Origin of the sequence: Streptomyces sp. CB00316, assembly GCF_001905595.1 — a bacterium.
Classification (GTDB): Bacteria; Actinomycetota; Actinomycetes; order Streptomycetales; family Streptomycetaceae; genus Streptomyces.
Map to the genome: position 1 here is coordinate 314,502 of NZ_LIXI01000008.1, position 26,963 is coordinate 341,464.

The 26,963-nt window shown below is 72.6% G+C and carries 25 protein-coding genes and 3 pseudogenes; 18 read left to right on the top strand and 10 right to left on the bottom strand.

The window, feature by feature from the left end:
* The first annotated feature begins 91 nt into the window (after positions 1-91).
* From AMK21_RS23590 to AMK21_RS23610, 5 genes and pseudogenes are all read left to right on the top strand, one after another.
* Positions 92-529: an SRPBCC family protein gene (locus tag AMK21_RS23590; RefSeq protein WP_073881094.1), complete on the top strand. Its 438-nt coding sequence runs from the start codon at positions 92-94 to the stop codon at positions 527-529.
* A 32-nt stretch (positions 530-561) separates the two neighbouring features.
* Positions 562-1,002, top strand: coding sequence for an undecaprenyl diphosphate synthase family protein (locus AMK21_RS23595; RefSeq protein ID WP_234422024.1), 441 nt, complete (start codon positions 562-564; stop codon positions 1,000-1,002).
* Between the two features lie 149 nt (positions 1,003-1,151).
* Positions 1,152-1,358: pseudogene (locus tag AMK21_RS23600) on the top strand (hypothetical protein); the annotation flags it as partial.
* A gap of 92 nt (positions 1,359-1,450) precedes the next feature.
* A complete protein-coding gene (locus AMK21_RS23605; protein ID WP_073881096.1) occupies positions 1,451-3,061 on the top strand; it encodes an SDR family oxidoreductase in 1,611 nt (536 codons plus the stop codon).
* A 58-nt stretch (positions 3,062-3,119) separates the two neighbouring features.
* Positions 3,120-3,599 (top strand): SRPBCC family protein, encoded by a 480-nt coding sequence (locus AMK21_RS23610; RefSeq protein ID WP_073881098.1) that lies wholly within the window; start codon positions 3,120-3,122, stop codon positions 3,597-3,599.
* A 16-nt stretch (positions 3,600-3,615) separates the two neighbouring features.
* On the opposite strand, the gene AMK21_RS23615 is transcribed toward AMK21_RS23610, so the two are convergent.
* The gene (locus AMK21_RS23615) at positions 3,616-4,761 is read right to left on the bottom strand and encodes a PLP-dependent cysteine synthase family protein (RefSeq protein ID WP_073881100.1); all 1,146 of its coding nucleotides are present in this window, start codon (positions 4,759-4,761) and stop codon (positions 3,616-3,618) included.
* Between the two features lie 252 nt (positions 4,762-5,013).
* Between AMK21_RS23615 and AMK21_RS23620 the strand changes: the two genes are divergently transcribed.
* Both AMK21_RS23620 and AMK21_RS23625 read left to right on the top strand, forming a co-directional pair.
* Positions 5,014-5,331, top strand: a complete 318-nt coding sequence (locus tag AMK21_RS23620) for a hypothetical protein (protein ID WP_073881170.1) — start codon at positions 5,014-5,016, stop codon at positions 5,329-5,331.
* A 253-nt stretch (positions 5,332-5,584) separates the two neighbouring features.
* Positions 5,585-6,103: an ATP-binding protein gene (locus AMK21_RS23625; protein WP_199863268.1), complete on the top strand. Its 519-nt coding sequence runs from the start codon at positions 5,585-5,587 to the stop codon at positions 6,101-6,103.
* Positions 6,104-6,217: 114 nt separating this feature from the next.
* Here AMK21_RS23625 and AMK21_RS23630 read toward each other — a convergent pair whose 3' ends face one another.
* Positions 6,218-7,432, bottom strand: a complete 1,215-nt coding sequence (locus AMK21_RS23630) for an ROK family protein (RefSeq protein ID WP_073881102.1) — start codon at positions 7,430-7,432, stop codon at positions 6,218-6,220.
* Between the two features lie 217 nt (positions 7,433-7,649).
* Here AMK21_RS23630 and AMK21_RS23635 point away from each other — a divergent pair, with 217 nt between their 5' ends.
* The 3 genes from AMK21_RS23635 (at position 7,650) to AMK21_RS23645 (ending at position 10,049) form a co-directional block, all read left to right on the top strand.
* A complete protein-coding gene (locus AMK21_RS23635) occupies positions 7,650-8,801 on the top strand; it encodes an MFS transporter (protein WP_073881104.1) in 1,152 nt (383 codons plus the stop codon).
* 49 nt (positions 8,802-8,850) lie between these two features.
* Positions 8,851-9,639: a maleylpyruvate isomerase family mycothiol-dependent enzyme gene (locus tag AMK21_RS23640; protein WP_073881106.1), complete on the top strand. Its 789-nt coding sequence runs from the start codon at positions 8,851-8,853 to the stop codon at positions 9,637-9,639.
* A 101-nt stretch (positions 9,640-9,740) separates the two neighbouring features.
* The gene (locus tag AMK21_RS23645; protein WP_073881108.1) at positions 9,741-10,049 is read left to right on the top strand and encodes a DUF6332 family protein; all 309 of its coding nucleotides are present in this window, start codon (positions 9,741-9,743) and stop codon (positions 10,047-10,049) included.
* Between the two features lie 18 nt (positions 10,050-10,067).
* On the opposite strand, the gene AMK21_RS23650 is transcribed toward AMK21_RS23645, so the two are convergent.
* A complete protein-coding gene (locus AMK21_RS23650) occupies positions 10,068-10,787 on the bottom strand; it encodes a TetR/AcrR family transcriptional regulator (protein ID WP_073881110.1) in 720 nt (239 codons plus the stop codon).
* A gap of 175 nt (positions 10,788-10,962) precedes the next feature.
* On the opposite strand from AMK21_RS23650, the gene AMK21_RS23655 reads away from it, so the two are divergent.
* The gene (locus AMK21_RS23655) at positions 10,963-11,421 is read left to right on the top strand and encodes a nitroreductase/quinone reductase family protein (protein WP_073881112.1); all 459 of its coding nucleotides are present in this window, start codon (positions 10,963-10,965) and stop codon (positions 11,419-11,421) included.
* Here the strand turns inward: AMK21_RS23655 and AMK21_RS23660 are convergent.
* Positions 11,405-11,812 (bottom strand): annotated as a pseudogene (locus AMK21_RS23660) (alpha/beta fold hydrolase); the annotation flags it as partial. The gene AMK21_RS23655 and the pseudogene AMK21_RS23660 sit on opposite strands and share 17 nt — an antisense overlap.
* 70 nt (positions 11,813-11,882) lie before the next feature.
* Entirely contained in the window at positions 11,883-13,100 is a 1,218-nt protein-coding gene (locus AMK21_RS23665; RefSeq protein ID WP_073881114.1) for a geranylgeranyl reductase family protein, read from the bottom strand.
* 195 nt (positions 13,101-13,295) lie between these two features.
* Here AMK21_RS23665 and AMK21_RS23670 point away from each other — a divergent pair, with 195 nt between their 5' ends.
* The gene (locus tag AMK21_RS23670; RefSeq protein ID WP_073881115.1) at positions 13,296-14,660 is read left to right on the top strand and encodes a dipeptidase; all 1,365 of its coding nucleotides are present in this window, start codon (positions 13,296-13,298) and stop codon (positions 14,658-14,660) included.
* Between the two features lie 127 nt (positions 14,661-14,787).
* Positions 14,788-15,471, top strand: a pseudogene (locus AMK21_RS23675) (MBL fold metallo-hydrolase); the annotation flags it as partial.
* A gap of 124 nt (positions 15,472-15,595) precedes the next feature.
* Here the strand turns inward: AMK21_RS23675 and AMK21_RS23680 are convergent.
* Both AMK21_RS23680 and AMK21_RS23685 read right to left on the bottom strand, forming a co-directional pair.
* Entirely contained in the window at positions 15,596-16,633 is a 1,038-nt protein-coding gene (locus AMK21_RS23680) for an NUDIX hydrolase (RefSeq protein ID WP_073881119.1), read from the bottom strand.
* Between the two features lie 543 nt (positions 16,634-17,176).
* Positions 17,177-18,271, bottom strand: a complete 1,095-nt coding sequence (locus AMK21_RS23685; protein ID WP_107429977.1) for an endonuclease/exonuclease/phosphatase family protein — start codon at positions 18,269-18,271, stop codon at positions 17,177-17,179.
* Positions 18,272-18,385: 114 nt separating this feature from the next.
* Here AMK21_RS23685 and AMK21_RS23690 point away from each other — a divergent pair, with 114 nt between their 5' ends.
* The 3 genes from AMK21_RS23690 to AMK21_RS35510 all read left to right on the top strand — a co-directional run bounded on the left by AMK21_RS23690 (position 18,386) and on the right by AMK21_RS35510 (position 21,563).
* Positions 18,386-18,877, top strand: a complete 492-nt coding sequence (locus AMK21_RS23690; protein WP_073881121.1) for a zinc-binding dehydrogenase — start codon at positions 18,386-18,388, stop codon at positions 18,875-18,877.
* Positions 18,878-19,916: 1,039 nt separating this feature from the next.
* The gene (locus AMK21_RS23695) at positions 19,917-20,573 is read left to right on the top strand and encodes a fasciclin domain-containing protein (RefSeq protein ID WP_073881123.1); all 657 of its coding nucleotides are present in this window, start codon (positions 19,917-19,919) and stop codon (positions 20,571-20,573) included.
* 813 nt (positions 20,574-21,386) lie between these two features.
* On the top strand, positions 21,387-21,563 hold the full coding sequence (locus tag AMK21_RS35510; RefSeq protein WP_176727615.1) for a hypothetical protein: 177 nt from the start codon (positions 21,387-21,389) through the stop codon (positions 21,561-21,563).
* Positions 21,564-21,639: 76 nt separating this feature from the next.
* On the opposite strand, the gene AMK21_RS23705 is transcribed toward AMK21_RS35510, so the two are convergent.
* Positions 21,640-22,569 (bottom strand): ROK family protein, encoded by a 930-nt coding sequence (locus AMK21_RS23705; RefSeq protein ID WP_073881128.1) that lies wholly within the window; start codon positions 22,567-22,569, stop codon positions 21,640-21,642.
* Between the two features lie 228 nt (positions 22,570-22,797).
* Here AMK21_RS23705 and AMK21_RS23710 point away from each other — a divergent pair, with 228 nt between their 5' ends.
* On the top strand, positions 22,798-23,826 hold the full coding sequence (locus AMK21_RS23710) for a LacI family DNA-binding transcriptional regulator (protein WP_107429978.1): 1,029 nt from the start codon (positions 22,798-22,800) through the stop codon (positions 23,824-23,826).
* 52 nt (positions 23,827-23,878) lie between these two features.
* On the opposite strand, the gene AMK21_RS23715 is transcribed toward AMK21_RS23710, so the two are convergent.
* Positions 23,879-24,703: an alpha/beta fold hydrolase gene (locus tag AMK21_RS23715; RefSeq protein ID WP_073881130.1), complete on the bottom strand. Its 825-nt coding sequence runs from the start codon at positions 24,701-24,703 to the stop codon at positions 23,879-23,881.
* A 93-nt stretch (positions 24,704-24,796) separates the two neighbouring features.
* Between AMK21_RS23715 and AMK21_RS23720 the strand changes: the two genes are divergently transcribed.
* A complete protein-coding gene (locus AMK21_RS23720; RefSeq protein WP_073881178.1) occupies positions 24,797-25,345 on the top strand; it encodes a CGNR zinc finger domain-containing protein in 549 nt (182 codons plus the stop codon).
* Positions 25,346-25,542: 197 nt separating this feature from the next.
* Here AMK21_RS23720 and AMK21_RS23725 read toward each other — a convergent pair whose 3' ends face one another.
* On the bottom strand, positions 25,543-26,841 hold the full coding sequence (locus AMK21_RS23725; RefSeq protein WP_073881180.1) for a DUF6986 family protein: 1,299 nt from the start codon (positions 26,839-26,841) through the stop codon (positions 25,543-25,545).
* Between the last annotated feature and the right edge of the window lie 122 nt (positions 26,842-26,963).

Here is a 26,963-nt window from a genome sequence, read left to right on the forward strand (position 1 = left end):
GACGCGGCTCGCCACTGATCGGCTGACCGGGGTGCGGCTGTCCGGGTTCCGTTCGGGTCGCCGTACGGCCGTGACGTCCTAGGATCGAGGAATGGCCGTCTTCCGGATCGAGCGCTTCTCCCCTCTCCCCGCAGCCGAGGCCTGGCGCCGGGTGACCGACTGGGAACGGCATGCCGCGCATGTCCCCTTGACCGCCATCTCGGTGGCGGGCGGGGCGCCGACCAGGGTCGGCACGGTGTTCACGGCGCGTACGGGGGTGGGCCCGCTGGCCTTCGACGATCCGATGGAAGTGGTCCGCTGGACGCCGCCCGCCGGTGGCCGGGCCGGGATCTGCCTGCTGGAGAAGCGCGGCTCCCTGGTGCTGGGCCGGGCCTCGATCGACGTACTGCCGACGCATTCCGGTTCTCATGTGGTGTGGGTGGAGGAGCTGCGGGTGCGGGCGGTGCCGCGGTGGGGTGACCCGCTGCTGGCCTCGGCCGGGAGGCGGCTGTTCGGCGGGGTGCTGGACTCCCTGCTCGCCCGGCGGTGATCGGCGGAGACGCCTTTCCGCACCACCCGCCCGTGTCGTTCCGGCAGCGTGATCAGGACCTCGTCCACGCCCTCAGGCGCGAGGAGCGCCGCACCGGCGGCCGCACCGGACTGACCCTCACCACCTGCGTCGGCTACGGCGTTCGCGACGAGATCACCCGGACCGCCGCAGCGCTCGCCCAGGCGGCCCGGGAGGGCGAGGTGGACCCCCACCTCCTCGACGAGGACGACTCCGCCCGCCATCTGCCCCACCCCGACATGCCGGACGTGGACCTGCTGTGGCGCACCGGCGACGAGCAGCGCGTCTCCAACTCTCCTCCCTGGCAGGCCGCCTACGCGGGGTCGCATTTCACCCGGGACCACTGGCCGGACGTCGACCGACGTCATCCGTGGCAGGCCATCGATGAGTACAGCCGACGCCAGCGCCACCACGGTGCGGCCGTTCCCGCCCCCTCGCCGGAGCGGGTGATGTGACCGTCACACGATTGACTCGTTTGTCGGTATGACACTCGCCCGCCACGGCCTCGGAAGGCACCGAACCCATGCCGATCCATCAACCGCAGCAACGTTCCGCCGCCAGTCCCGCCGCTCCCCGGAAGCGGCACGGGCAGCGCAGGCGGCGGGGCCTGGCGGGCACGCGCTGGAAGGCCGCCTCCGGCCGGTGGTACGTCCCGGCGGCGGGCGGCCGGGCCGTCGACCGGATCGAGGCCACCGGCCAGGTACGGGGCGCGGCGGGCGGCCCGACGCCGGCGGTACGGGCGCCGCGCGACGCCTCCGTACAGCTGACGGCCAGGCTGCGCGAGGGCGGGACGCTGGCGGCGGTGCGTTGAGCCGAGCCGATCTGAGCCGCTGACCACGCGCGCTCCGCCGTACGGAGTCCTCGTCCCGACCTCGTACGCCATCGGGTGCGACACTCGGACAGGTGACGGATCTTCCTGAAGAACCCGGTGTACGCGATTCCTCCGCCGAGCCTTCCGCCCCGGCTCCCGCCCCGGCTCCCGCCCCGGCCCGGCTGCGCTGCCTGGTCACCGGGGCCACCGGCTACATCGGCGGCAGACTGGTGCCCGCCCTCCTCGACGCCGGCCATCAGGTACGCGCGGTGGCCCGGACGCCGCAGAAGCTGCGCGACCACCCCTGGGCGGACCGGGTCGAGGTGGTGCGCGGCGATGTCACCGACGCAGACTCACTGACCGAGGCGATGCGGGACGTCGACGTGGCGTACTACCTGGTGCACGCGCTCGGCTCCGGCTCGGACTTCGAGGAGACCGACCGCCGGGCCGCGCGGAACTTCGGCGAGAAGGCACGCGCGGCCGGAGTGCGGCGGATCGTCTACCTGGGCGGGCTGACCCCGGAGGGGGTGCCGGAGAAGGAGCTGTCGCCGCACCTGCGGTCACGGGCCGAGGTGGGGCGGATCCTGCTGGACTCCAAGGTGCCGACGGCGGTGCTGCGGGCGGCGATCGTGATCGGTTCGGGGTCGGCCTCGTTCGAGATGCTGCGCTATCTGACCGAGCGGCTGCCGGTGATGGTGACCCCGAGCTGGGTCTCCACCCGCATCCAGCCCATCGCCGTACGGGATGTGATCCGGTACCTGGTGGGGAGTGCGACGCTGCCGCCCGAGGTGCACCGGACCTTCGACATCGGCGGCCCGGACATCATGACGTACCGGGACATGATGCAGGGCTACGCCCGGGTGGCGGGGCTCCCCCGACGGGTGATCGTGCCGGTCCCGGTCCTCACCCCGACCCTCTCCAGCCACTGGATCGGGCTGGTCACCCCGGTCCCCCGGTCGATCGCCCGGCCGCTCGCGGAGTCGCTGCGCCACGAGGTGGTCTGCCGGGAGCACGACATCGTGCGGTACGTCCCCGATCCGCCGGAGGGGCCGATCGGCTTCGACCGGGCCCTGGGGCTCGCCCTCCAGCGGATCAAGGACGCCCAGGTGGCCACCCGCTGGTCCTCCGCCTCGCTGCCGGGGGCGCCGAGCGACCCGCTGCCCACCGACCCGGACTGGTCGGGCGGCAGCCTCTACCGGGACGAGCGCGAGCTGGCCGTGCCGGTGGACCGGGCGGACCTGTGGCGGGTGATCGAAGGCATCGGCGGCGAGAACGGCTGGTACTCCTTCCCGCTCGCCTGGGCGGTGCGCGGCTGGATCGACCGGATCGTCGGCGGGGTCGGGCTGCGGCGCGGGCGGCGGGACGCCCACCGGCTGCGGGTCGGGGACTCGCTGGACTTCTGGCGGGTGGAGGAGATCGTGCCGGGCGAACTGCTGCGGCTGCGGGCGGAGATGCGGCTGCCTGGCGCGGCCTGGCTGGAACTGTCGGTCGGCGCCGACGACCAGGGGCGCACGCTCTACCGCCAGCGCGCCCTGTACCACCCGCAGGGACTGCTCGGCCACGCGTACTGGTGGGGCGTGTCGCCCTTCCACGCGGTGGTGTTCGGCGGGATGGCCCGCAACATCGCCGAGGCCGCCAGGACCGCCGCCCGGACCCGGATGGAGGGCCGGGAGCCGGTGGCCGGCAGTGGTACAGACAACTGACGTCCCGGCCGCTATGGTGTGCCTCCCCATAAGCGCAGACCGCCGGGAGGTGCACAGGATGGCACGCCGACTCCGTACCGTAGGAATGGAGTTCACCGAGTCCGCGCCGATTCGTCTGGTGTTCGCCGCCGAGGTGTCCGTACCCCCGGACGTGGTCTACCGGGCGCTCGCGGACGATGTCGCCTCCTGGCCCACCTGGTTCACCGCCGTCACCCGGGCCACGCCCACCGACGGGGGCGCGGGCCGGGAGGTGCGGCTGCGCGGCGGGGTCCGCTTCCGCGAGACCGTCGTGGCCGCCGAGCCGGGCGAGCGGTACGCCTACCGGGTCGACGAGACCAACGCCCCAGGGCTGCGGGCCCTGGTGGAGGAGTGGCGGCTCACCGCGGACGGGACCGGGACCCGGGTGCAGTGGACCTTCGCCGCCGACGGGACCGGCCCGTTCCGCTCGGTGCTGGGGGTCGCGCGGCTGGGGATGGGCCGGTCCTTCCGGGACGCGGTGCGCCGGCTGGACGGGCGGCTGACCGCACCGGCGGCCTGAGCGCTGCTCCGGGCACTCAGCCGGTCAGGGTTCCGGAGGCGAGAAAGCCGTCGATCGCCGCGCTGTACGGGGCGATGTCCAGGCCCTGCTCCTCCAGCCAGGAGTCGGAGTAGTACTTGTCCAGGTAGCGGTCGCCCGGGTCGCACAGCAGCGTGACGACGCTGCCCCTCTCCCCCTGCCCCACCATCTCGGCGATCAGCTTGAAGGCGCTCCACAGCCCGGTGCCCGTCGAGCCGCCCGCCTTGCGGCCGATGGTCCGCTCCAGGGCCCGTACGGCGGCGACGCTCGCCGCGTCGGGCACCTTCATCATCCGGTCGATGGCGCCGGGCACGAAGCTGGGCTCCATGCGGGGGCGGCCGATGCCCTCGATCCGGGAGCCGCAGTCGCTGCTCGCGTACGGGTCGTTGCGGGTCCAGCCGTCGAAGAAGCAGGAGTTCTCCGGGTCGGGCACGCAGACCCGGGTGTCGTGCTGGAGGTAGTGCACATAGCGGGCGATGGTGGCCGAGGTGCCGCCGGTCCCGGCGGTGGCGACGATCCAGGTGGGTTCCGGATAGCGCTCCAGCCGGAGCTGCTGGTAGATCGACTCGGCGATGTTGTTGTTGCCACGCCAGTCGGTGGCGCGCTCCGCGTAGGTGAACTGGTCCATGTAATGCCCACCGCTCGCGGCGGCGAGGGACGCGGACTCCTCGTACATCTTGCGGGAGTCGTCGACGAAGTGGCACTGCCCGCCGTGGAATTCGATGAGCCGGCACTTCTCCGGGCTGGTGGTGCGCGGCATCACGGCGATGAACGGCACGCCGATCAGCTTGGCGAAGTACGCCTCGGAGACGGCGGTCGACCCGCTGGACGCCTCGATGACCGGCTTGCCCGGCCGGATCCAGCCGTTGCAGAGCCCGTAGAGGAAGAGTGAGCGGGCGAGCCGGTGCTTGAGGCTGCCGGTGGGGTGCGTCGACTCGTCCTTGAGGTAGAGGTCGATGCCCCACTCCTCGGGCAGCGGGAAGCGCAGCAGGTGGGTGTCGGCGGAACGGTTGGCGTCGGCCTGGACCTTGCGGACGGCTTCCTTCAGCCAGGCCCGGTACTCCGGGTCGCTGCGGTCGACGTCCGCCGTCCCCATGACCGCCCCCGTGGCCCCGCGGTCACGTCCCAGCTCATCGGTGTCCATCGCCGTGCCCCTGTTCGTCCGCCGTGCGTCGCTGCTCGTCCGCCCGGTGCTCCTGCCTCCACGATATGCCGCCGACCTGCACAAACGTTGACTTTGATGGTCTATAGCCCTGCCTTTGAGCCGGTCTTCCGGGGGCAGTTGGGGCGGGCGGTGCGAGCAGCGCGCGGCGGGCTCCCGTGCCCTCTGGCGGCCAGGGGCGCGGCCGGGCACACTGCAACAGGAGAAGTGGTGACGAAGGGGGGCGAAGCCGCGATGGCGGACGTCGAGTTCAGTGCGTCGGGGGTCAGGATCGAGCGGTTCACCCGGTCGCTGACCAGGGCCGGTCAGGTGGTCGTCAAGGACGGCCGGCTGTCCTTGCTGATGAGCAACGGGCGGGAGATCGACAGCGCCCCGGTGAGCACGGTTAGCGCGGGCAAACGGTGGTTCTTCGCGGCGGATTCGGCCATCGCCCGGGTGAACGGCGTGCGCTACCGGTTGACGATGGGGCAGCGCAACCGCAGACGCGACGGAGCGGCCCCGCTGCGCCGCTTCCTGGAGGCGCTGCGCAGCGCGGGCGGCCGCCGGGGCTGAGCCCAGGTTCCTGTTCCTCAGGCGCCGTACGCGGCTCCGCGAGTTGCGGAGCCGGTCGGGCTGGGCCACGCTGGACCCACGTCACTGAAGGTGCACCATCGGTGACAGAGCGATCCGCCCCCGCGGGACAGCGCGGGACCGGATCGTGCGACGTGAGAGACACGACAAGAGCAGAGCGGATTCGGCAGTCAGTCGTCCGCCGGCTCCGTTCGTCCGTCTTCTTCTTCCGGACCTATTTCGGGGAGTCGCAGCCGTGATCAGCGAGCCAAGCAGGCACTGCACGGTGGAGCTCCAAGCCCTGCCGTCGCGGATCGGTCAGGTCCGCAGAATCATCTCGGCGCAACTGCGCTACTGGCATCTCGATCCTCTGATCGACCAGGCAGCCCTGGGCGTCACCGAACTCCTGACCAATGTCCACCGGCACGCACAGCCGGACAAGTCATGCACCGTCGACATCGAGCTGCTGCTCGACCGGTTGACGGTCTCCGTCCACGACCACGACCCCCGTGTCCCCACGGTGAACGAGGCGGATTCCTTCGCCACCTCGGGCCGGGGTCTGGCCCTGATCGCCGCGGTCAGCGAGAGCTGGGGCGTACGGCCGAGCGGCGCGGCCGGGAAGGCTGTCTGGTTCACCTTGCCGGCGGTCTGCGACACCTCGACCCTGCCGCCGCTCGCGGTCTACGGGTCGACCACCGACGGGCCGTTCGGGTCCGTCCCCATCAGCCCCGAGGCCCTCGCGGCCGGACCCGCCAGGTCGGCCGTGGTCGGCTGACGTTCGGCGGGGGGCGAACCGGGAAGGTCCTGGGGGCGGCGGTGCGGTGAGCGTGATGCCCAACCGCCGCCCCCAGGACCGCCGGCTTCCGGCTTCCGGCTTCCGGCTTCCGGCTCAGGCGAGTACCGCGAGCGGGTCGTCCAGGACAGGTTGCCAGGCCAGCTCGGCCGCGCCGACGAGGCTGTTGTGCGTCAGGGTGCAGGGCAGGATCGGCACGCTGCCGCTGCGGCCCCAGAGGCTGCGGTCGGCGACGACGGCGCGCAGCCGCTCCGGGTCCGCCTCCAGCAGGTCGCGGTGGAGCCCGCCGAGGATGATCCGGTCCGGGTTGAGGATGTTGACGAGCCCGGCGAGGCCCAGACCCAGGCGGTCGATCAGCGCCTCGGCGGCGTTACGTACGTCGGCGTCCTCGTACTCCGTGCGCAGCAGATCGCCGGCCTGCTTGAGGAGCGACTCCTCCGGGCCCGGGTCGCGGCGCGCGGTGGTGAGGAAGGCGAGCGGGTCGGTCTCCACGTCGAGGCAGCCGCGTCCGCCGCAGTGGCAGGGCCGCCCCTCCGGGTTCACGGTGAGGTGACCCACCTCCAGGGCCAGCCCTGAACTCCCGCTGTGCAGGCGGCCGTCGAGCACCAAGGCCCCGCCGACGCCCCGGTGTCCGGTGGCGACGCAGAGGAGGTGCTGGGCGCCGCGTCCGGCGCCGTGCCGGTGTTCGGCCAGCGCGGTGAGGTTGACGTCGTTGCCGGTGAAGGCAGGGCCGGTGATGCCCGCTTCCCGGACGCAGGCGGCGAAGATGTCGCGGACCGGCGAGCCCGCGGGCCAGGCGAGGTGCAGCGGGTTGAGCGCCGTGCCTTCGGGTTCGGCGACCGCCGACGGTACGGCGAGCCCGGCGCCGACGCAACGCAGGCCGGCCTCCCGCAGCAGCTGCGCCCCCGCGGCCACGACCTCACCGAGGACCTGCGCGGGGTCGGCCATCACCGCGACGCAGCCCGGCGACGTGGCGACGATCCGGCCGCCGAGACCGACGAGTGCGGCCCGGAAGCCGTCGGCGTGGACCTGGGCGGCGAGGACGACGGGGCCGGCCTCCAGGACGGACAGCCGGTGCGAGGGGCGGCCCTGCGAACCGGCCGCGGAACCGGGGCTGGAGTCGACGCGGATCAGCCCGAGCGCCTCCAGCTCCGCGGCGACCGCCCCGGCGGTGGCCCGGGTGACACCGAGCTCGGAGGTGAGGACGGCGCGCGTCGGGGCGCGCCCGGTGTGGACCAGTTCCAGTGCGGGCCCGAGCGCACTGCGGCCCCTCTCCAACTTCGTCCGGGTGGTGGTCGCCTTGCCGTTCATGAGGGCGAGTCTCCCATGATCCGGAGGTGTCCCGGACGCCGAGGGAGCCCGCCGGGGCGGGGGGAACCCGCCTCCGTCAGCCATGTTGCGACTGCCCTCCACCCACCCCTATGCTGAGTTTGTGCCGCAACTAAACAAACTGCGGACGGCCCTACCGGGGGGACCTGGCGGAGACACCGCCCCACCCTCGTCGGCCCGCCTCCGTACCGCGCTGACCGTGTTCTTCGCCCTCGATGGCTTCCTCTTCGCCGGCTGGGTGGTCCGCATCCCGGCCATCAAGCAGCAGACCGGCGCCTCCGCCTCCACCCTCGGCCTCGCCCTGCTCGGCGTCTCCGCGGGCGCCGTGATCACCATGATGGTCACCGGCCGCCTCTGCCGCCGCTACGGCAGCCACGCCGTGACCGTGGCCTGTGGGGTGCTGCTCCCGCTGAGCATCGCCCTGCCCGCGCAGACCCATGCGGCGCTCTCGCTCGGCCTCGTCCTGCTGGTCTTCGGAGCGGCGTACGGCGGGATGAACGTGGCGATGAACAGCGCTGCCGTCGACCTGGTCGCCGAACTCCGCCGACCGGTGATGCCGAGCTTCCACGCCGCCTTCAGCCTCGGCGGCATGGTCGGTGCCGGACTCGGCGGGCTGGTCGCGGGCGGCCTCTCCGCCTCGACGCACCTGTTCCTGCTGGCCGGTATCGGCCTGCTCGTCACCGCGTTCGCGGGGCCGGCGCTGCTGCGCCACCGCCCGGCCCGTACGCCCCGTACGACCCACGGGCCGCACACGCCTCAGCGGCAGCCCCAGCGGAGACTCGACCCGCGGGCCCGCCGGATCGTCGTGCTGTTCGGCCTGATCGCCCTGTGCACGGCGTACGGGGAAGGTGCGCTCGCCGATTGGGGCGCACTCCACCTGGAGCAGGACCTGGACGCCCATCCGGGCCTCGCCGCCGCCGGATACGCGCTGTTCGCCCTGACGATGACCATCGGCAGGCTCACCGGGACGCTGCTGCTGGAACGGCTCGGCCAGACCCGCACCCTGGTCCTCGGCGGTGCGGTCGCGGCGGCCGGAATGCTGCTGGGCGCACTGGCGCCGACCGTCTGGCTCGCTCTGGCCGGCTTCGCGGTCACCGGCCTGGGGCTGGCCAACATCTTCCCCGTGGCCGTGGGCCGGGCCGGCGAACTGGCCGGACCGAGCGGGGTGGCCGCCGCCTCGACGCTGGGCTACGGCGGCATGCTGCTGGGCCCGCCCGCGATCGGCTTCCTGGCCGACTGGTTCTCACTGCCGATGGCGCTGACGACCGTGGCCCTGCTGGCCGCGGCGGCAGCCGCCCTGGGGTACGGGGCCCGCAACGCGACGCACGCCTCATCGGACGGATGCACCTGACCCGACCACGCACCCCCAAGCCGCCACCGCCCCCTGGCACAATCCGGCCATGGAGATCACCGAGTACATCGCCTCCCTGTCCGAGGAAGGCCGCCTCCTCGCGGCGGCCGCCGAACAAGCGGGCCCCGGGGCCTCGGTCCCGACCTGTCCCGGCTGGCAGATACGTCACCTGCTGCGCCACACCGGCATGGTGCACCGCTGGGCGGCCGGGTTCGTCACCGAGGGGCACACCACGCCCCAGCCCGACGGCGGAGAACCGGATCTCGACGGCGAGGAACTCCTCGACTGGTTCCGGGCGGGCCACCGCAACCTGGTCCGGTCACTGGAAAACGCCCCCGCCGACCTGGAGTGCTGGAGCTTCCTCCCTGCCCCCTCGCCCCTGGCGTTCTGGTCCCGCCGCCAGCTGAACGAGACGACCGTGCACCGGGTCGACGCGGAGTCGGCGCTCGGCGGACCACTGACGACGGTCGACGCCGACCGGGCGGCCGACGGCATCGACGAACTCCTGACCGGCTTCCACGCCCGTCCCAAGAGCCGGGTGCGCTCCTCCGTCCCGCGCGCCCTGCGGGTGCGGGCCGTGGACACGGACGCGGTGTGGACCGTACGGATCTCGGACGAGCCGCCGCAGACCGTACGTACGCCCGTCGCCAGGGACGGGAGCGGCTCGGCCGCCAGCTCGGACGGCGGCGCCGACGACCGCGTGGACTGCGAACTGAGCGGAACGGCGGAGGGTCTCTACCTCACGCTCTGGAACCGCCTGCCGCTCGCCGCCGTGACACTGCGCGGCGACCGCTCGGTGGCCAGGATCTGGACGGACAACTCCGCGGTCACCTGGTGAAGGTGGGCCGGACGCGGAGCCTGTGGTCCGGCGACCGGCGTGGGGCCAGGCGCGGGGCCGCACGCTTGCCGGGAGTGCGACGGGCCTGTGACACTGCCGCCATGGGGGCACGGCGGACACAGGCGGAGCGGGACGCGATGACGGTCGAGATCGGCTACGCGCTGATCAGTTCCACCGTACTGGCCGGCCTCACCTTCGCGGCAGCCTCCGCACCCGCCCTCCTCCTCTTCGACCTCGGCCGCACAGCGCGGACGGCGGTCCTCGGCCTCGCCGGCGCGGCCGCCGTACTGGCCTTCGCCGCGCGGGTCATCCATGTCCTGGGGCGCTTTCCGCGGCGGGACGGCCGCCGGCTGGGCGGCCCGGCCCCGGACCGACCGGACCGCTCCGGCTCCGCCGACTCCACCCCGTAGGACGGGGCGTCCCGCGACTCAGCCGGCGCCCTGGCTCCCGCGCAGCCCGACCGAGCGGGCGAGCTCCCCGGCCGCCTGCCGGAAGAGCTGCTCGCGCGCCTCGACCATCCGGTTGAACTGGCCGAAGATCTCGAACGAGATCAGGCCGAAGAGCTGGGCCCAGGCGGCCACGAGGGCCGGGGCGACGGCGGGCGGGAGGTCGGGGACGATCTCGGCGGCGAGCCGCTCGGCCTCGGCACGCAGATCCGCCGCGAGCGGCGGCACCGCGAGCCCGTCGTCCCGGAACGCGTCGCGGATGAGGCCGATGAGGACCATGCCGACCCGGGAGGCGGGGCCCACCGTGTCCATGGGGGCGCTGTAGCCAGGGACGGGTGAGCCGTAGATCAGGGCGTACTCGTGGGGGTGGGCGAGGGCCCACCCCCGTACGGCACCGGCCACGGCGACCCAGCGGTCGGCGTACGGGGCGGGGCGGGGGCGGGCCCCGTCGGCGGTGGCGCGGGCGGTCTCCGCGGCCTCGCCGATGGCGTCGTACGCGTCGACGATCAGCGCGGTGAGAAGATCGTCGCGGCTCGGGAAGTAGCGGTAGAGCGCCGAGGATGCCATGCCCAGCTCGCGGGCGACCGCGCGCAGGGAGAGCTTGGCCGCGCCCTCCGCCGCCAGCTGTTTTCTGGCCTCGTCCTTGATGGCGGCGGTCACTTCTCTGCGGGCGCGCTCCCTGGCCCCTCTGATGGTGCTCATGGCGGTCAGTCTGCCACGCGTTCAGAGCACCGAACAGTAACGAGAGCACTGCTCTTGCTTTTGAGCATCAACCTCTTGCACACTGATCTCAAGCGAGAGCGCCGCTCTCCCATCTGGAGCACCGCTCTCCCACCACCGGGATCATCCCGCCGCGTCCACGCCCCTGGGGGTCACCATGTCGCAGCCGCAGCCGTACTACCTCCGGGCCGGCGCAACCGCCACCCGCCTCAACAGCGCCATCGGCCGGCTCGCCCGGCACGGCATCAGCCTCATGGGCTCCGCCGAGATGTCGGTACGTGGACGCACGAGCGGCCGGATGCAGCGCATCCCCGTCAACCCGCACTCCTACGCGGGCGCCCGGTACCTCGTCTCGGCCCGGGGCCACTCCCAGTGGGTGCGCAACATGCGCGTCGCGGGCGGGGGTGAGCTGCGGGTGGGGCGCAGGAACCGGGCCTTCACCGCCGTGGAGATCGCCGACGACGCAGCTAAGGCACGCATCCTCCGCGCCTATCTGAAGCGGTGGGGCTGGGAGGTCAACCAGTACTTCCAGGGCGTCACCGCGAAGTCCACGGACGCCGAACTCCTGGCCGCCTGCCCGGACCACCCGGTCTTCCGCATCACGTTCGAGGGCTGACCACGCCGAGCAGCTGCGCCACCAGCTCCACCACGAGCGCGGGCCGGGACACGAACGGCGAATGGCCCGTCCGCCACTCCCGTACAGCGGTGCAGCGGGCGGCCGGCGTCCGTTGCAGGGCGGGGTCGATCGCCCGGTCCCCGGCGCAGACGGCATAGGTCGAGGGCGTCCGCTTCCAGCTGTGGCGCTCGGGGATCCCCCGCCCGCACCCCGGGGCCTGCGGCCGCAACAGGCCGACCGCGCGGGCCGCGAGAGGTCAGGGGCAGTCGTCGTGGAGGACGTCGGCCGCCCGGCCGGGATCCAGATGTGTCGTACCGTCGGGCCCCTCCCCCGGCACGACCGCGTCTCGCAGCTGTGGGGACGTCCCGCCGAGTGCGGCCGCGCTCTCGCCCGGGCGCCCCGGTGGAGCTCGGGGACGAGCACCGCTGCGGCCCGGCCGCCCATGCCCCTCGCCCCGTCGCTCAGCGGTCCATCGCGCTCAACGCCCGCTGCGCCAGCGGGTGCGTACGGACCAGCTCGGCGAGCGACGTCGTGCCCCGGGTGATCCCCGCGAACGCCTTCCAGGCCGGCCGGAAGCCGGTCAGGACCGCGTGCAGCACCCCCGGGCGGCGCTCGAACAGCTTGAGCATACGGCGGCCGACGCCCATCTCCACTCCGAGACCGGCCTTGATGGCGAAGGCGTAGTTGAGGGCCTGGCGGCGGGCGTCCACCGCGTCGTGCGCCTCGGCGATCCTGACGGCCCATTCGCCCGCGAGCCGGCCCGAGCGCAGCGCGAAGGAGATGCCCTCCCGCGTCCACGGCTCCAGCAGTCCCGCCGCGTCACCGCAGACCACGACCCGGCCGCGCGAGAGCGGCGAGTCGTCGCTGCGGCAGCGGGTCAGATGGCCCGAGGAGATGGACGGCTCGAACCCGGCGAGGCCGAGGCGGGCGATGAAGTCCTCCAGATACCGTTTGGTGCCCGCGCCGTCGCCGCGCGCCGAGATCACCCCGACGGTCAGCGTGTCGCCCTTGGGGAAGACCCAGCCGTAACTCCCGGGCATCGGGCCCCAGTCGATGAGGACCCGGCCCGCCCAGTCCTCCGCCACCGTCGCCGGAACGGGGATCTCCGCCTCCAGACCGAGGTCCACCTGGTCGAGCTTCACCCCGACATGTGCTCCTATCCGGCCCGCGCTGCCGTCCGCGCCGACGACCGCCCGCGCCAGCACCGTCTCACCGCCGGCCAGCACCACGGCGACCGTACGCCGGTCGGGCACGGCGGGCCCGTGCTGCTCCACCCGCACCACCGAGGCACCGGTGCGCAGTTCGGCACCGGCCTTCTGCGCCTCCTCCACCAGCCCGGCGTCGAACTCCGGGCGGTTGATGAGCCCGAAGAGCATGCGCCGGGATCTGCGCGTACGGGAGAACTTCCCGTCGAGGGAGAAGGTGACCGCGTGGATACGGTCCTTCAGGGGCAGTTCGAACCCCGGTGGCAGCGCATCCCGGGAGAACCCGATGATGCCGCCGCCGCAGGTCTTGTAGCGCGGCAGTTCCGCCTTCTCCAGCAGCAGGACCCGTCGGCCCGCCACGGCTGCCGCGTACGCCGCCGATGCGCCGGCCGGTCCGGCGCCGACGACGACGACGTCCCATACCGCCGACGACTCTTCGTTTTCCCGCCCGGCGTCTGCGTTCTCGCTGCTCACGATGTGCTTCTGCTCCCGATCCGACCAGTGGCCCCAAGCTGCTCACGGCATCCTACGGCGCGTCCCGGCCGAGCCCCCCTGTGGGAGGATCGGCCATGATCTGTTCCTGCCCGGGACACCGCACCCACGGTGTCGCCGGCGGGCGCGTACACACCGTGCCCTACCCATAACGTCGCACCCACGAGGAGCGTGCCCATGACCGCCCGCCCGATTTCCGAGACCGTCGCGTCGCTGATGCCCCGTGCGCGGGCGGAGCTCGCCGAGCTGGTCGCGTTCCCGTCGGTGGCGGACCCCGCGCAGTTCCCCAGGAGCGGGTGCGAGGCCGCGGCGAACTGGGTCGCGGACGCCCTGCGCGCCGAGGACTTCACGGACGTCGCCCTCCTCGACACCCCCGACGGCACGCAGTCGGTCTACGGTTTCCTGCCCGGCCCGGCCGGTGCTCCGACCGTACTGCTCTACGCCCACTACGACGTGCAGCCGCCGCTGGACGAGTCGGCGTGGCTCTCCCCGCCGTTCGAGCTGACCGAGCGCGACGGGCGCTGGTACGGCCGGGGTGCGGCGGACTGCAAGGGCGGGTTCATCATGCACCTGCTCGTGCTGCGCGCCCTCAAGGCGAACGGGGGTGTCCCGGTGTCGGTGAAGGTGATCGCCGAGGGTTCCGAGGAGCAGGGCACCGGCGGTCTGGAGCGGTACGCGGAGGCGCACCCGGAGCTGCTGGCGGCCGACACGATCGTCATCGGCGACACGGGGAACTTCCGGGTCGGGCTGCCGACGGTCACGGCGACGCTGCGCGGGATGACGATGCTGCGGGTGCAGCTCGACACCCTCGAAGGGAACCTGCACTCGGGGCAGTTCGGCGGCGCCGCCCCCGACGCGCTGGCCGCGATGATCCAGCTGCTCGCCTCCCTGCGTGACGAGAACGGGACGACGACGGTCGACGGCCTGACCGGGGACGCCGACTGGGACGGACTGCACTACCCGGAGGCGGAGTTCCGGCAGGACGCCAAGGTGCTGGACGGGGTCGAGCTGATCGGTACGGGGACGGTCGCCGACCGGATCTGGGCGCGCCCGGCCGTCACCGTCATCGGCATCGACTGCCCGCCGGTCGTCGGCTCCACGCCGTCCGTGCAGGCGAGCGCGCGGGCCCAGATCAGCCTGCGGGTACCGCCCGGCCACGACGCCGCCGAGGCGACGAAGCTGCTCACCGCCCACCTGGAGTCGCACGCCCCGTGGGGCGCGCGGGTCGCGGTGGAGCAGGTGGGCCAGGGCCAGCCGTTCCGCGCCGACATGAGCAGCCCGGCGTACGCGGCGATGGCGGCCGCGATGCGGGACGCCTACCCGGGTCAGGAGATGCAGTCCTGCGGCATGGGCGGCTCGATCCCGCTCTGCAACACCCTGGCGTCGCTCTACCCGCAGGCGGAGATCCTGCTCATCGGCCTGAGCGAGCCCGAGGCGCAGATCCACGCGGTGAACGAGAGCGTGTCGCCCGAGGAGCTGGAACGGATGTCGGTGACCGAGGCGCTGTTCCTGCGCAACTACGCGGAGTCCAAGAAGGCCTGAACCTCGCGCACGCCCCCGCGACGGCCTCTCTCGGCCGCCGCCGGGGCACCAGCCACTACGCCCTCGGCGAAGTCGCCGGAAGCGTAGTTCCGCAGGGCGGGTGCACGTGTCTGCGTACGTTCGCGGCATGGATCTCATCGAGGTACTCACCGGGCACCTGCACATGTTCCGCTTCCGGATCGGCCAGGCCTATCTCTGGCGCGACGGGGCGGACCTGACGCTCATCGACGCCGGGGACACCGGGGCGGCGTCCGCGATCGAGGACGCGGTTCGGGGTCTGGGGCTGGACCCCGCCCGGATCGGCCGCATCGTCCTCACCCACGGCCACCGCGACCACTACGGCGCGGCTCAGGAGCTGGCGGACCGCCACGGCGCCGAGATCCTCGCCCACCCGCTCGACGCGCCGGTGATCCGGGGCGAGCTCAGCGCACCGGAACCTGACCTGCTCGACTGGGAACGGCCGCTGTACGAGAACGGGCTGACGGTCCCCGAGGCGCCGCCCACCCGGGTCGACCGCGAGGTGGCCGACGGCGAGGTGCTGCCGTTCGGCGGCGGCGCCCGGGTGGTCCATGCCCCCGGCCACACGCCGGGCTCCATCGCCCTCCATCTGCCGCGTCACGGGGTCCTGTTCACCGGGGACTGTGTGGCGAGCGTGGAGGAGGTGATGCTCGGCGTGTTCAACGTGGATCGGGCGCAGGCCCGGGAGACGTTCCGGCGGCTGGCCGCGCTGGAGGCCCCCACGGTCTGCTTCGGGCACGGCGACCCGCTCACCCAGGACGCGGTGGAGGCCATGCGGGCGGCGGCGGGCGGGGGAGTATCGGCGGCCTGCCCAACGCGTCATCCATGCGGGGCGTTGAACCCCGTCCCGGGCGTACGCGGACAGCGGTCGAGGGGCGGGCGCTCAGGTGTGAGCCGACCGCAGCGCGGGGCGTCCCTCAGCCCACCGGGACGCCCGCCTCCAGGTTGAGCACCGTGGACCGCTCCCGCGCCCGTAGGGCCCAGCGCAGTCGCTCGTAGCGGGTGGGGGGGAGCATCCCCCTCGCCTCCTCCTCCGTGACGAAGCGCCAGCCGCGCAGTTCGGAGCCGGGGAGCAGGAGGCGGCCTGCGTCCTCGGAGCGCAGCAGGCCGCCGTCGAAGAGGAAGCGCAGCCCGCCGTAGCCGGGCGGGGCGGGCGGCTCCCAGTCGACGAGGAGCAGCGTGGGGAGCCGGTCGAGGCGGAGCCCTATCTCCTCGGCCACCTCCCGTATCCCGGCCTGCGCCGGGGCCTCGCCCTCCTCCACGACCCCGCCGGGGAACTCCCAGCCGGGCTTGTACGTGGGGTCGACGAGGAGCACCCGGTCCTGTTCGTCGAAGAGCAGCACCCCTGCGGCGACGGTCGCGGCGGTCGGCTCGGGGCTCTGGACGATCTCGCACGCCCCGGCCGCACCGCTGCGAACGGCTTCGGCGATCCTCTCGGCGGTCTCGCGCGGGGTGAGAGCGCCGTTGTCGACGACATGGGCGTCCTCGGTGATCCAGCCGAGCGCGTCCCGGTAGGGGCCGATGTGGTCGTACGCCCACCGGTTGACCCGCTCGCTCTGCTCACGGTCGCCGGGGTACTCCATCCGGCCCGCTATCCGGCTACGCAGGATCGTTTCCTCAGGTGAGAGCAGCACATGCCGGACCGGGATGCGCCGGGAGGCGAGGCCGCCGAATATCTCGTCCCGGTACTCCTGTCTCAGCAGGGTCATCGGCACCACCAGCACCCCGGGCACCTCGGCCAGCAGCGCGGCCGCCGTGTCCACCACGAGCCGGCGCCAGATCCTCAGGTCCTGGAAGTCGCCCACCTCGGCCAGCGTCTTCTGGGGCAGCAGTCCGCGCAGCCCCGCCCCGGTGAGCTCCGGGTCGTACAAGGTGCTGTTCGGGATCAGATCGATCAGTTCGCCCGCGACGCTGGTCTTGCCCGCGCCGAACGCACCGTTGATCCAGACGATCACTCGTACTCCAGGATGGGAAGGCCGCTGAACAGCGGCGGAGCCGGATTCGCAGGGCCGTCCAGGAGAGGCATGGGAAAAGTCGGCGTCCACAGCCCGGCCCCCTGCCTTCTCCCACACTCTCTGGAGATACCCAACTATCCGCTCCTCCATCGCGAGTGCTACCTCGCTGTAGGTGCCTCCACTCCGGGCAGCTCATGGCCCATCCGCTCCTCGGCCGCCGGCAGGGCAGGCCGGGCCCGCCGCGCGTACCGGGGCCGGGACGCGCGCTCCTCGGTGCCGTCCCGGACACGATCCGACAGGCCGTCCGCACCGCGGGACCCAATTCCCCGCGCGATCTCCCTCGATGGCTGCGCGCAGCTGCCCTCGGGGGTGCTCAGCCGCACCGAGGGTCGGTCACAGACGGTGCCGTTCCGTACCCACGTACCGGGGTCGGTACCGTCCAGCTCCCGGCGGGCGAGCGTCCGGGGCGCCCTCCGCGATCACCGCCGGCGGTCTCGTCACGGTCGGCGACACGGGACGCTCCCTGCCGGAACACGAGCCTGCTCAGTGCGTGCTCACCCGGAACGTGCTCAGTACGGCCTTGTGGTCGGTCGGCCAGGTCCAGGTGGGCTCCCAGAACGGGTCCCTGCCCGATTCCTTCACCCGCCGGCCGCGCACGATGGTGCTGGACGGTCCGACGATCACACTGTCGAGCAGCCGTATCCGGCGGTCGGGGTGGTAGAAGACGAAGTCGATGCGGTCCCGCTCGTCCGCTTTCGGCGCCCAGGTGAGCTCTCCCACGTCGGCGCCCGGATTGTCGCTCGGCCAGGTGAAGCCCGGGGTGCGCACAGGGTCGGGGTGGACCACGCGGTAGCTGTCACGGAAGCCGGCGTCCTCGATGGCCTTCGTCGTCGACCACTCGACGACGGTGCCGTTGTGGTCGAACAGGTTCCGGGTCCGGTGGTTCCAGTCACGGTGCGAGGGCTCGTTGAAGTCGCCGGCCAGTAGGGTGAGCCGCCCTTCGGCGCGCTCTCTCGCAGCGTCCGCGAGCACCGTCCTCGTCACCTTCGTGCGCCCCGAAGCCTCGTTGAGCCGCTCGATCAGGCCGACATCGGTGATCGGGCCGGTCGGAATCTCGTTCCAGCCGTATTCGGAGGTCTCCAGGGGCGCGGGGGTGCCGCCGCCGTATCCACGCGGGAGGTAGTTGGCGTAGTAGCGGTACTCCAGATGCCCGGAGTAGGCCGCGACCTCAGTGCCGTCGACCGAGATGACCGCCTTCGACCAGGAGGGGAAGGACGCGTGCTCGATGATCGGGTAGCGCGAGATCACCCCGGGGTCGGTCGGATTCCTGTTGTCGAAGTACGTCAGTCCGCGCGCGGCGAGATCAACCAGGAGGTGGCCCACCCGCTCCGGGTTGGACTCGCTGAGCATCACCACGTCCGGCTCCACCGCGGCGACGGTGTCGGCGATACCCTCCCGCCCACCGGGTACCCGGCTGCCGCCGAGCCAGATGTTGAACTGCATGACCTTGAGCGTTCGCTTCGTCGGACGGCGGCGGCTGTGCGCATCCTGAGGCCTGGCCTCGGCGGCGCCCGTTCCCAGCACTCCGGCTCCGACGGTCGCGCCGACCATCCCGAGCAGTTCACGACGCTTGACCATGCACGACCTCCAGTAGTTGCCATCCCTCCAGGCGCGAGGGCGATGCGGCACGAGCAGGACAAAGTGTCCGGGGCGTTCATGCATGCCGCGTGAACCTGAAGGCAACCTTCGGAGATGTCCCGTTCAACAGCACTGGCGACCGCTGGAGGTGGGTCAGCGACGGCCCACAGCGACCCGTCGATCGTCTCTCATGCCTCGGGGCGCCGTGGAGTCGCCGTACCTGCTCGACAGAAGCGCAGCAACCTGGGAGCGGCGCGAGTCATCGACTACACCCGGACCGAACTGACCGGGACAGCCGACCGGTTCGACGTGGTGCTGGACGTGATGGGCAACCTTTCGATCGCGGCAGGCCGACGCCTGCTGAGCCCCGGAGGGGTGTTGCTGCTCGCCGTCGCGGACCTGGGCGACACGGTCCGCGCCCGGGGCAATGTCTTCGCGGGTCCCGCACCCGAACGGGTCGCGGACTTCGAGTTCCTCCTGCGGCTGGCTGCCGAGGGCTCGATCTCCGTCGTGATCGACCAGGTCTACGATCTGCGTGACATCGCTGCGGCACATCACCGCGTCGACAGCGGTCGCAAGATCGGCAACATCGTCGTACGCCCGTAGCCCTCGCAGGCGCACACGTCGCCCCCTGCGGCTGATACGAAATCCGTGGCCAGCGCACCCCCGCCACCACCGGCCTTGTCGTCGAGACCGCGACACGAGTGGCCGAGGCGTCAGCCCCCCGTGTGGCGGGTGGACCGCGTCCGTTCGCCCCGTTCACACCCGCCGAGCCCGCCTGCTCCGGGACCCAGGAGGGCCCGCACCCCGCGATGGCGCTGAAGTCCAGGTCCAGTTGGGCGCCTGTCGCACCGGACTTCCGGTGGCGACTCCACCAGGTCCTTCGGCTCGGAACCGTAGCCCGCTGCGCTGCCAGGCACTACTCCATCCCCCGGGCGAAGCCCGGAAAGGGCACGTCCTGGACCTGTGCCTCGACCACCTGGAGTCAGGTTCGCCGTCCCTGCCGTCATCGGAAGCCCGCCATCCCCGGCGCGCGGACAGACCGTGCGGGAAGCCGTGTAAGCGATGGTGGAAGCGCTGGAGGGCGGCGGTCGAAGCGCGCCCGCCAAAGGTGCGCACCCCCTCGGCACGCAGAGGCACTGACGCGCGCCCCCGAGAACTGCCGCGGGACGTCCAGAAGAGTAACGCCCCGCGGCAGCCGCTCTTCACGGCCCTTCCATCGCGAAGAACGGTGCGGCTCCCCAACTCCAACGGCTAGCCGCAGCCCGTGCGGCGCCTCCTCCAAAGAGCCACACACCGGTCATTCGCGACCGGGCGTGCCCCGGATCGGTCGGACCACGAGGAACCCACCGGACGGGCCAAGCCGGCCGTCGGGAGCCACGGCAGAAGGCCCGGCTGAATCTCTCTCGCCCAACACACCAATCCGGAGTGCCGGTTGCCACGAATAGCGGTCATGACGATCAAAGAGGCGCTCGTGGCCCGACGCGGACCCGGCGACGCCCCCACCACACCGGGGCGGAACCCGCTGATCGCCTCCCCTCCGTCCCACCGCACTTCCTGACATGAACCTCACTGCACCGGGAGCCCCTCCCGCAGCCCTCGGTCAGCACTGAGAGCGATCACCCGATTACACAGGAGAATTTCCGTGAACGCCTTCCGCTTCCGCCGCGCCGCCATCGCCGTCACCGCAGCCGTCACCCTGCCCCTCGCAGTGACCGCCTGCGGCGGGGACGACAGATCTTCCGACGCGGCCGCCGACAAGGTCAGCAGCTCCGCGCCCGCCGAGGAGAAGTCGAGCCCGGCGACGGACGAAAGCACTTCCGTGGACGGACCGTTCGGACCGGCATGCGCATCGGTTCCGCAGGACGGAGCAGGGTCCTTCGACGGCATGGCCCAGGACCCGGTCGCCACCGCCGCCTCCAACAACCCGGCCCTGTCGACCCTGGTCACCGCGGTGAAGAAGGCCGGGCTCGTCGACACCCTCAACAACGCCCAGGACATCACCGTGTTCGCGCCGACCAACGACGCCTTCGCCAAGATCCCGAAGGCCGACCTCGACAAGGTCCTGGCCGACAAGGAGATGCTCACCAACATCCTCACCTACCACGTCGTCGGCGAGAAGCTCACCCCGCAGCAGTTGGAGAGCGGCACCTACGAAACCCTCCAGAAGTCCACCCTCGCCACCAAGGGCTCCGGCGAGGACTACACGGTCAACGACAACTCCAAGGTCGTCTGCGGCGACGTCCCCACCGCCAATGCCACCGTCTACATCGTCGACACCGTCCTGATGCCCAAGGCATGACCCCTGATCCCCGCGCCTGACGTGCGGAAATGCGGCCAGCTCCCTCCCTGCGACGTAGCCGAAACCGAAACCGTGGCCTCGTCGATGCCGCCACTGGTGGCGCAGCCGCACGTTGCAGCACGCGCCCCGGGTCACCTCGTGCGACTCGGGGCCCGCGTAGCCGAAGCCAGGAAGCTCAGCCAGGCCGATGAGCGCGTCGTTCCCGCGATCCGCCGAGGGCCCGTGCGGCGGCTCCGGAGCCCAGTATCGCCAGTCCCACCACGAGAAGAGGGAGGCCGGGGCCCGGAAGGACGTACATGAGAGCTCCGGCCGCCGTGGCGACTGCGCCGCCTGACATCAGCACGACGCCCACGGACGATGGGTTCACGTTGATCTCCTGACTGGTGTTGCTGGAACCTGCCGGCAGGCGACCGGCGCCGTCAGACCGGCGGGCCGGTCAGTATCCCGCGAGAACTTCGATGAGGGAAACGCAGATCATGTGCTGGATCACCGTCCACCAGGAGGGCCGACGCGGCGGTTACGCCGCTACCGTTCCTGCCAGCCAACAATCGCGCCGAGGAGCTGGGGGCAAGCGGCGCCCTGCCACCGCTACTACGCCTTGCTGCCACCGCCCTCCGGTAAACCGCACGTACTCCCGTTGCCGCTGTGGCCGAGTCGGCTTCGGCGGCCCGGGCATCCGGCCCGATTCGGGAGAGCCGGCGGTACGAAGCCGGGTTTCGGGGCAGCCGTATCGATGACGAGCGGATCTCGTCGAGCGGACGATCGCCGGGCCCGAAGCACGGGCCGGCGGCACAGTGCAACTGGGGGTGCGCCGTGCGGCGGACGATTCTCGAACGGTTTCCGGCCGGAGATCCGCGCGGCAGCCGGGCGGCCGAGGAGTTCGCGGCCGCGCGCCGCGGGGAGGGCCTGGCGGCGGAGGTCGTGATGAACCTGGACCAGGACGTCTTCCTCGTGGTCGTCCCGCAGCAGCCGGCGGACGCGGGTCGCTGAGGGGGCGCCGTACGGCTCCCGGAGGGAGCCCGGCCTGACGAACCGGGCACCCTCCGGGAGCCGTACGGAGGTTGTGCTAGCGGAGCGCGATCGCCGCCGCCGCCGCGCCGACCAGCCCCGCGTCGGTGCCCATCACGGCGGGCGCGACGGTCAGCCCGCGGACGAACGAGAGCGTGGCGTAGTCGCCCAGGCTGCGGCGCAGCGGCGCGAAGAGCACTTCTCCGGCGCCCGCCACTCCCCCGCCGATCACCGCGATGTCGATCTCGACCAGGGTGGCGGTGGCCGCGATCCCGGCCGCGAGCGCCTGCGCAGCCCGCTCGTACGAGGCGAGGGCCACCGGGTCCCCGGCGCGCGCGGCGGCGGCCACCGCGGCGGCGGTGGTGTCGCCGCCCGGGCCGGGGAGCCAGCCGCCGTCCAGGGCGCGGCGTGCGATGTTCGGGCCGCTGGCGATGCGCTCGACGCAGCCTCGCGCGCCGCAGGGGCACAGGTCGCCGTCCAGGTCGACGCTGATGTGGCCGATGTGGCCTGCGTTGCCGGAGGGACCCGGATGCAGCGTGCCGCCCAGGACCAGGCCGCCGCCGACGCCCGTCGACACGACGAGGCAGAGCGCGTTGTCGTAGCCGCGCGCCGCCCCGAGCCAGTGCTCGGCCGCCGTCATCGCGACCCCGTCGCCGACCAGGGCGACGGGCAGCCCTCCGATCGTCTTCTGTACCCGCTCCACCAGCGGGAAGTCGCGCCAGTTTGGAACGTTGACCGGGCTGACCGTGCCCGCGGCCGCGTCGACGGGTCCCGCGCTGCCGATCCCCGCGGAGCCCGCACGCTCCCACAGCGGTGAGGCCGTCAGCTCGCCCAGCACCTCGTCCACGGCGCCCATCACCGTCTCGGCACCCTCCCGGGCGGGCGTCGGCCGCTGCGCCCGTAGGAGGAGGTTCCCACCGCCGTCGACCAGCGCGCCGGCGATCTTGGTGCCGCCGATGTCGAGCGCGGCGACGAGGTCGGTATGCATCGGTGTGGCTTCTCCGGATGAGTGAAGGGCGGGACCTGCGGGTTCAGTCAACAGTCTGCACAGTCTCCATCGCGTTGACAACGTTGTCCAGGGCCTATGCTCGACCCCACAGCCTCCGTTCGTCTCCGCAGCAGGCTCCGCGGGCCGTCCGGAGGTGCCCGTATGCCGCCCGAATCACCGGCGTCACTGCTCTCCCCCCGCCCGTTTACGACGACAGGACAGCGCACCGTGGACCGGACCACCCGTCACTCCGAGACCCGCTACGGCAACCGGCCGACCATGAAGGACGTGGCGGCCCGCGCCGGAGTGGGCCTCAAGACGGTCTCCCGGGTGGTGAACAGCGAGCCCGGCGTCACGCCCGACACCGAGCGCCGCGTGCAGGAGGCGATCGACGTGCTGGGCTTCCGCCGCAACGACAGCGCCCGGGTGCTGCGCAAGGGGCGCACGGCCTCGATCGGCCTGGTCCTGGAGGATCTGGCGGACCCCTTCTACGGCCCGCTGAGCCGCGCCGTGGAGGAGGTCGCCCGCGCGCACGGGGCCCTGCTCATCAACGGCTCCAGCGCCGAGGACCCCGAGCGCGAGCAGGAGCTCGTGCTGGCCCTGTGCGCCCGCCGGGTGGACGGCCTCATCGTGATCCCGGCGGGCGATGACCACCGGTATCTGGAGCCCGAGATCAAGGCGGGCATCGCCACGGTCTTCGTGGACCGCCCGGCGGGCCGGATCGAGGCGGACATGGTGCTCTCCGACAGCTTCGGCGGCTCCCGGGAGGGCGTGGCCCACCTGATCGCGCACGGCCACCGCAGGATCGGGTTCATCGGCGACCAACCCCGGATCCACACCGCCACCGAGCGTCTGCGCGGATACCACGCGGCCATGACGGACGCGGGGATCACCGTGGAGGACGGCTGGGTCTCGCTGGGCACCACCGACCCGCCCCGGGTCCGGGCGGCCGCCGAGGCGATGCTCGGCGGGCCCGAGCCGGTCACCGCTCTCTTCGCGGGGAACAACCGGGTGACGGTGACGGCGGTCCGGGTGATCGCGGAGCAGGAACGCCCGGTGGCCCTGGTCGGGTTCGACGACATCGAGCTGGCGGACCTGCTCGGCATCACCGTCATCTCGCAGGACGCGGCGGCCGTCGGCAGGACCGCCGCCGAGCACCTCTTCCGCCGGCTCGACGGCGCCGACCACGCCCCGGCGCGGGTGGAGCTGCCTACCACCCTGATCCCGCGCGGTTCGGGCGAACTGCCGCCCGCCTGAGCCCCGTCCGGGCCGCCCACGTGAGCCCCGCCGGGCGCCCGCCTGACTCCCGTCAGGCCCGCGCGCGGAACTCCCGCGTCAGCAGCGCCAGCAGCCGCGCGGGCGCGTCCTCCGGGATCGCGTGGCCCGCTCCCTCCACCCAGTGCAGCTCGGAGTGCGGGATCAGCGCGTGCAGCTGCTCGGCGAAGGGCGGCGGCAGGAACCCGTCCTCGCGCCCCCAGATGATCCGGGTCGGCACCGGCACGGACCCCAGCAGGTGCTGGAACTCGTCGGTGGCCGCCTGCTCCAGCTGTCCGTACTGGCGGTAGTACGCCGCCCTGCCCCGTTCACCTCGCCACGGGTCGAGATGGGCGGCCAGGACGTCCCGCCGGTAGCCGGAGTGGCTCGCGAACCGCAGGTGGCTCTCGGCCAGCGCCTCGTGCGCGTAGACCGGCAACTGCTCGAAGAGGTGCGCGTTCTGCCGTACGAGCCGGAACAGCCCGGTCCCCCAGTCGCCGCAGCCCACCGCGTCCACCAGGGTGAGGTCGGCGTACCGGGCACCCTCCAGCAGCAGCGCCCGCAGTGCCACGGCACCGCCGATGTCGTGGGCGATCACCCTCGGGCTCTCCAGCCCCCAGTGGTCCAGGAGCCCGGTGAACACGCGTGTGTGCGCGGCCAGACGGAGATCCTGCCCCTCGCGCTGCTCCGACTGCCCGAAGCCGAGCAGGTCGAAGACGTGGACCTGGTGGTCCTGGGCGAGCGCGGGGGCGATCTCGCGCCAGATGCGGGACGAGAACGGCGTGCCGTGGAGGAGGACGACCGGGTCGCCCTCCCCCAGCACGTCCCAGCGCACCGTCCCGTCCGGGGTCTCGAATGTCCTGGTCAGATCGCCGTTCATGACACGCCTCCTGATGTCGGGTGCAGAACCCTGCCGGATTTTCGACGTTACCAGAGGAGACCACTTGCCGGTAACGTTGATATGGTGGGGATCATGCGACGGAACCCGGCGCCCGCAGAGCTCCGACCGGTGGAGGCGTTCTGCAACACGGCGACCCGTCTCCACGGCGAGGACGAACTCGCCCGGCCGGAGACGGCGAGCGATTGGCTGCGGGCGCACGGCTACCCGGACGCGGTCACCCCGGCCGAGCTGGCGGCGCTCACGGAGGCCCGGGAGACCGTGCGGGCCTTCCTCGTCGAGCGCTCCTCGCCCGAGGCGCTCGACGCCCTCAACCGGCTGATCCGCTCCGTGGCGGGCGCCCCGGTGGTCCGCCCCGACGGCACCCTCGCCCTGCACCCGGCCGGCGACGGGCCGGTGGCGGAGACCGTGCGAACGGTGCTCGAAGCCCTGCTGCGGGACGGGCTGACCGGGCGTCACGCGACCCGGCTCAAGGCCTGCGCGGCGCCGGAGTGCCACTGGGTCTTCTACGACCGGGCCCCGTCGTCGAACGGCCTGTGGTGCGACATGGAGGTGTGCGGCTCCCGGCACAAGATGCGGGCCTACCGCGCCCGTACGGGGGCTGCCGCACGCCGGGACACCTGAGGGCGGGCCCGGGGCCGTCGGGGTGGCCGGGGAGCCTCTGGGGGCGTGGTGCCACGGATCGGCGGGTACGGTTCCTGACGTCGGCCGCTGACGGCCCCGGGCCGCGCGGCGGCCGGCGGACCCTGCCCGTGGCGGGCCTGCACACCCCGGCCGGACCGGCCGTACCACGGCCGGGGCGCGACGCCTGCTGACGGCCCCTACGGAGCCGTGACCGTCAGGTCGCCCCGGCGCGGTGCGGCGAACGCGTCCAGGTCGGCGCGGGTCAGGCCGGTCAGCCGGGCGACCTCGGCGGTGTCGAGCGCGCCGCAGTCGATGCCGCGCAGCAGGTAGCCGCTGAGGGCCTTGGCGGTGGCGGGCTCGTCCATGACGTCACCGCCGGCCTTGGCGACGTACGCGGCGAGCCGGGCCGCTGCTGGCTCCAGACCCTCGCGGTAGAAGGTGTAGACAGCCGCGTAACGCGTCGGCAGGTGGCCGGGGTGCATGTCCCAGCCCTGGTAGTACGCGCGGGCCAGAGCGCGGCGGGTGAGGCCGTAGTGGAGCCGCCAGGCCTCGTGGACCTGGGCGGTCGGGCCGACGGGCAGGACGTTGGTGGAGCCGTCGGAGACGCGTACGCCGGTGCCCGCGGCGGCGACCTGCATGACGGCCTTGGCGTGGTCGGCGGCCGGGTGGTCGCCGGCCTGGTAGGCGGCGCTGACACCGACGCAGGCGCTGTAGTCGAAGGTGCCGTAGTGCAGCCCGGTCGCCCGGCCCCGCGCCGCGTCGATCATGCGGGCGACGGCAGCGGTCCCGTCGGCTGCGAGGATGGACTGGCTGGTCTCGATCTGGATCTCGAAGCCGATGCGCCCGGCGTCGAGGCCGTGGGCCTTCTCGAAGGCTTCGAGGAGCCGGACGAAGGCGGTGACCTGCTCGGGGTACGTCACCTTCGGCAGCGTCAGTACGAGCCCGTCGGGGAGCCCGCCCGCCTCCATGAGGCCGGTGAGGAAGACGTCGGTGGTACGGATGCCCCGGTCGCGTACGCCGGCTTCCATGCACTTCATCCGGATGCCCATGTACGGGGCGGCGGTGCCGTTCGCGTACGCCTCCGAGACCAGCCGGGCGGCGCGGGCCGCGGCCTCGTCCTCCTCGGCGTCCGGGCGGGGGCCGTAGCCGTCCTCGAAGTCGATGCGCAGGTCCTCGACGGGCTCGCGCTCCAGCTTCGCGCGTACGCGGTCGTGGACGGGGCCCGCGAGCTCCTCGGGGATGCCGAGGACGGCGGCGAAGGAGGCGGCGTCGGGGGCGTGTTCGTCGAGGGCGGCCAGCGCCCCCTCGCCCCAGGAGCGGAGGGTGCCGGGCTCGAAGGTATCGCCGGGTACGTAGACGGTGTGCACGGGCTGGCGGGTGCCGGGGTCTCCCGGGTAGCGGCGGGCGAGTTCCGCGTCGACCGCCGTGAGGGAGGCGCTGATCTCCTCGCTGACCGTGCCGGCGAGGCTCGTTGCCACCTTCTCCTGCTGACCCATGACCGCACCCTCCACGCTCTCGTTGTTTCCGCTTCCCGGAATCAACAATCCGTATAGTGAAGTTATAAGGCCTCTCGACCTGCGTCAATGGTCGCCTGGAACGGCGCTGGGCCGCGCGGTGG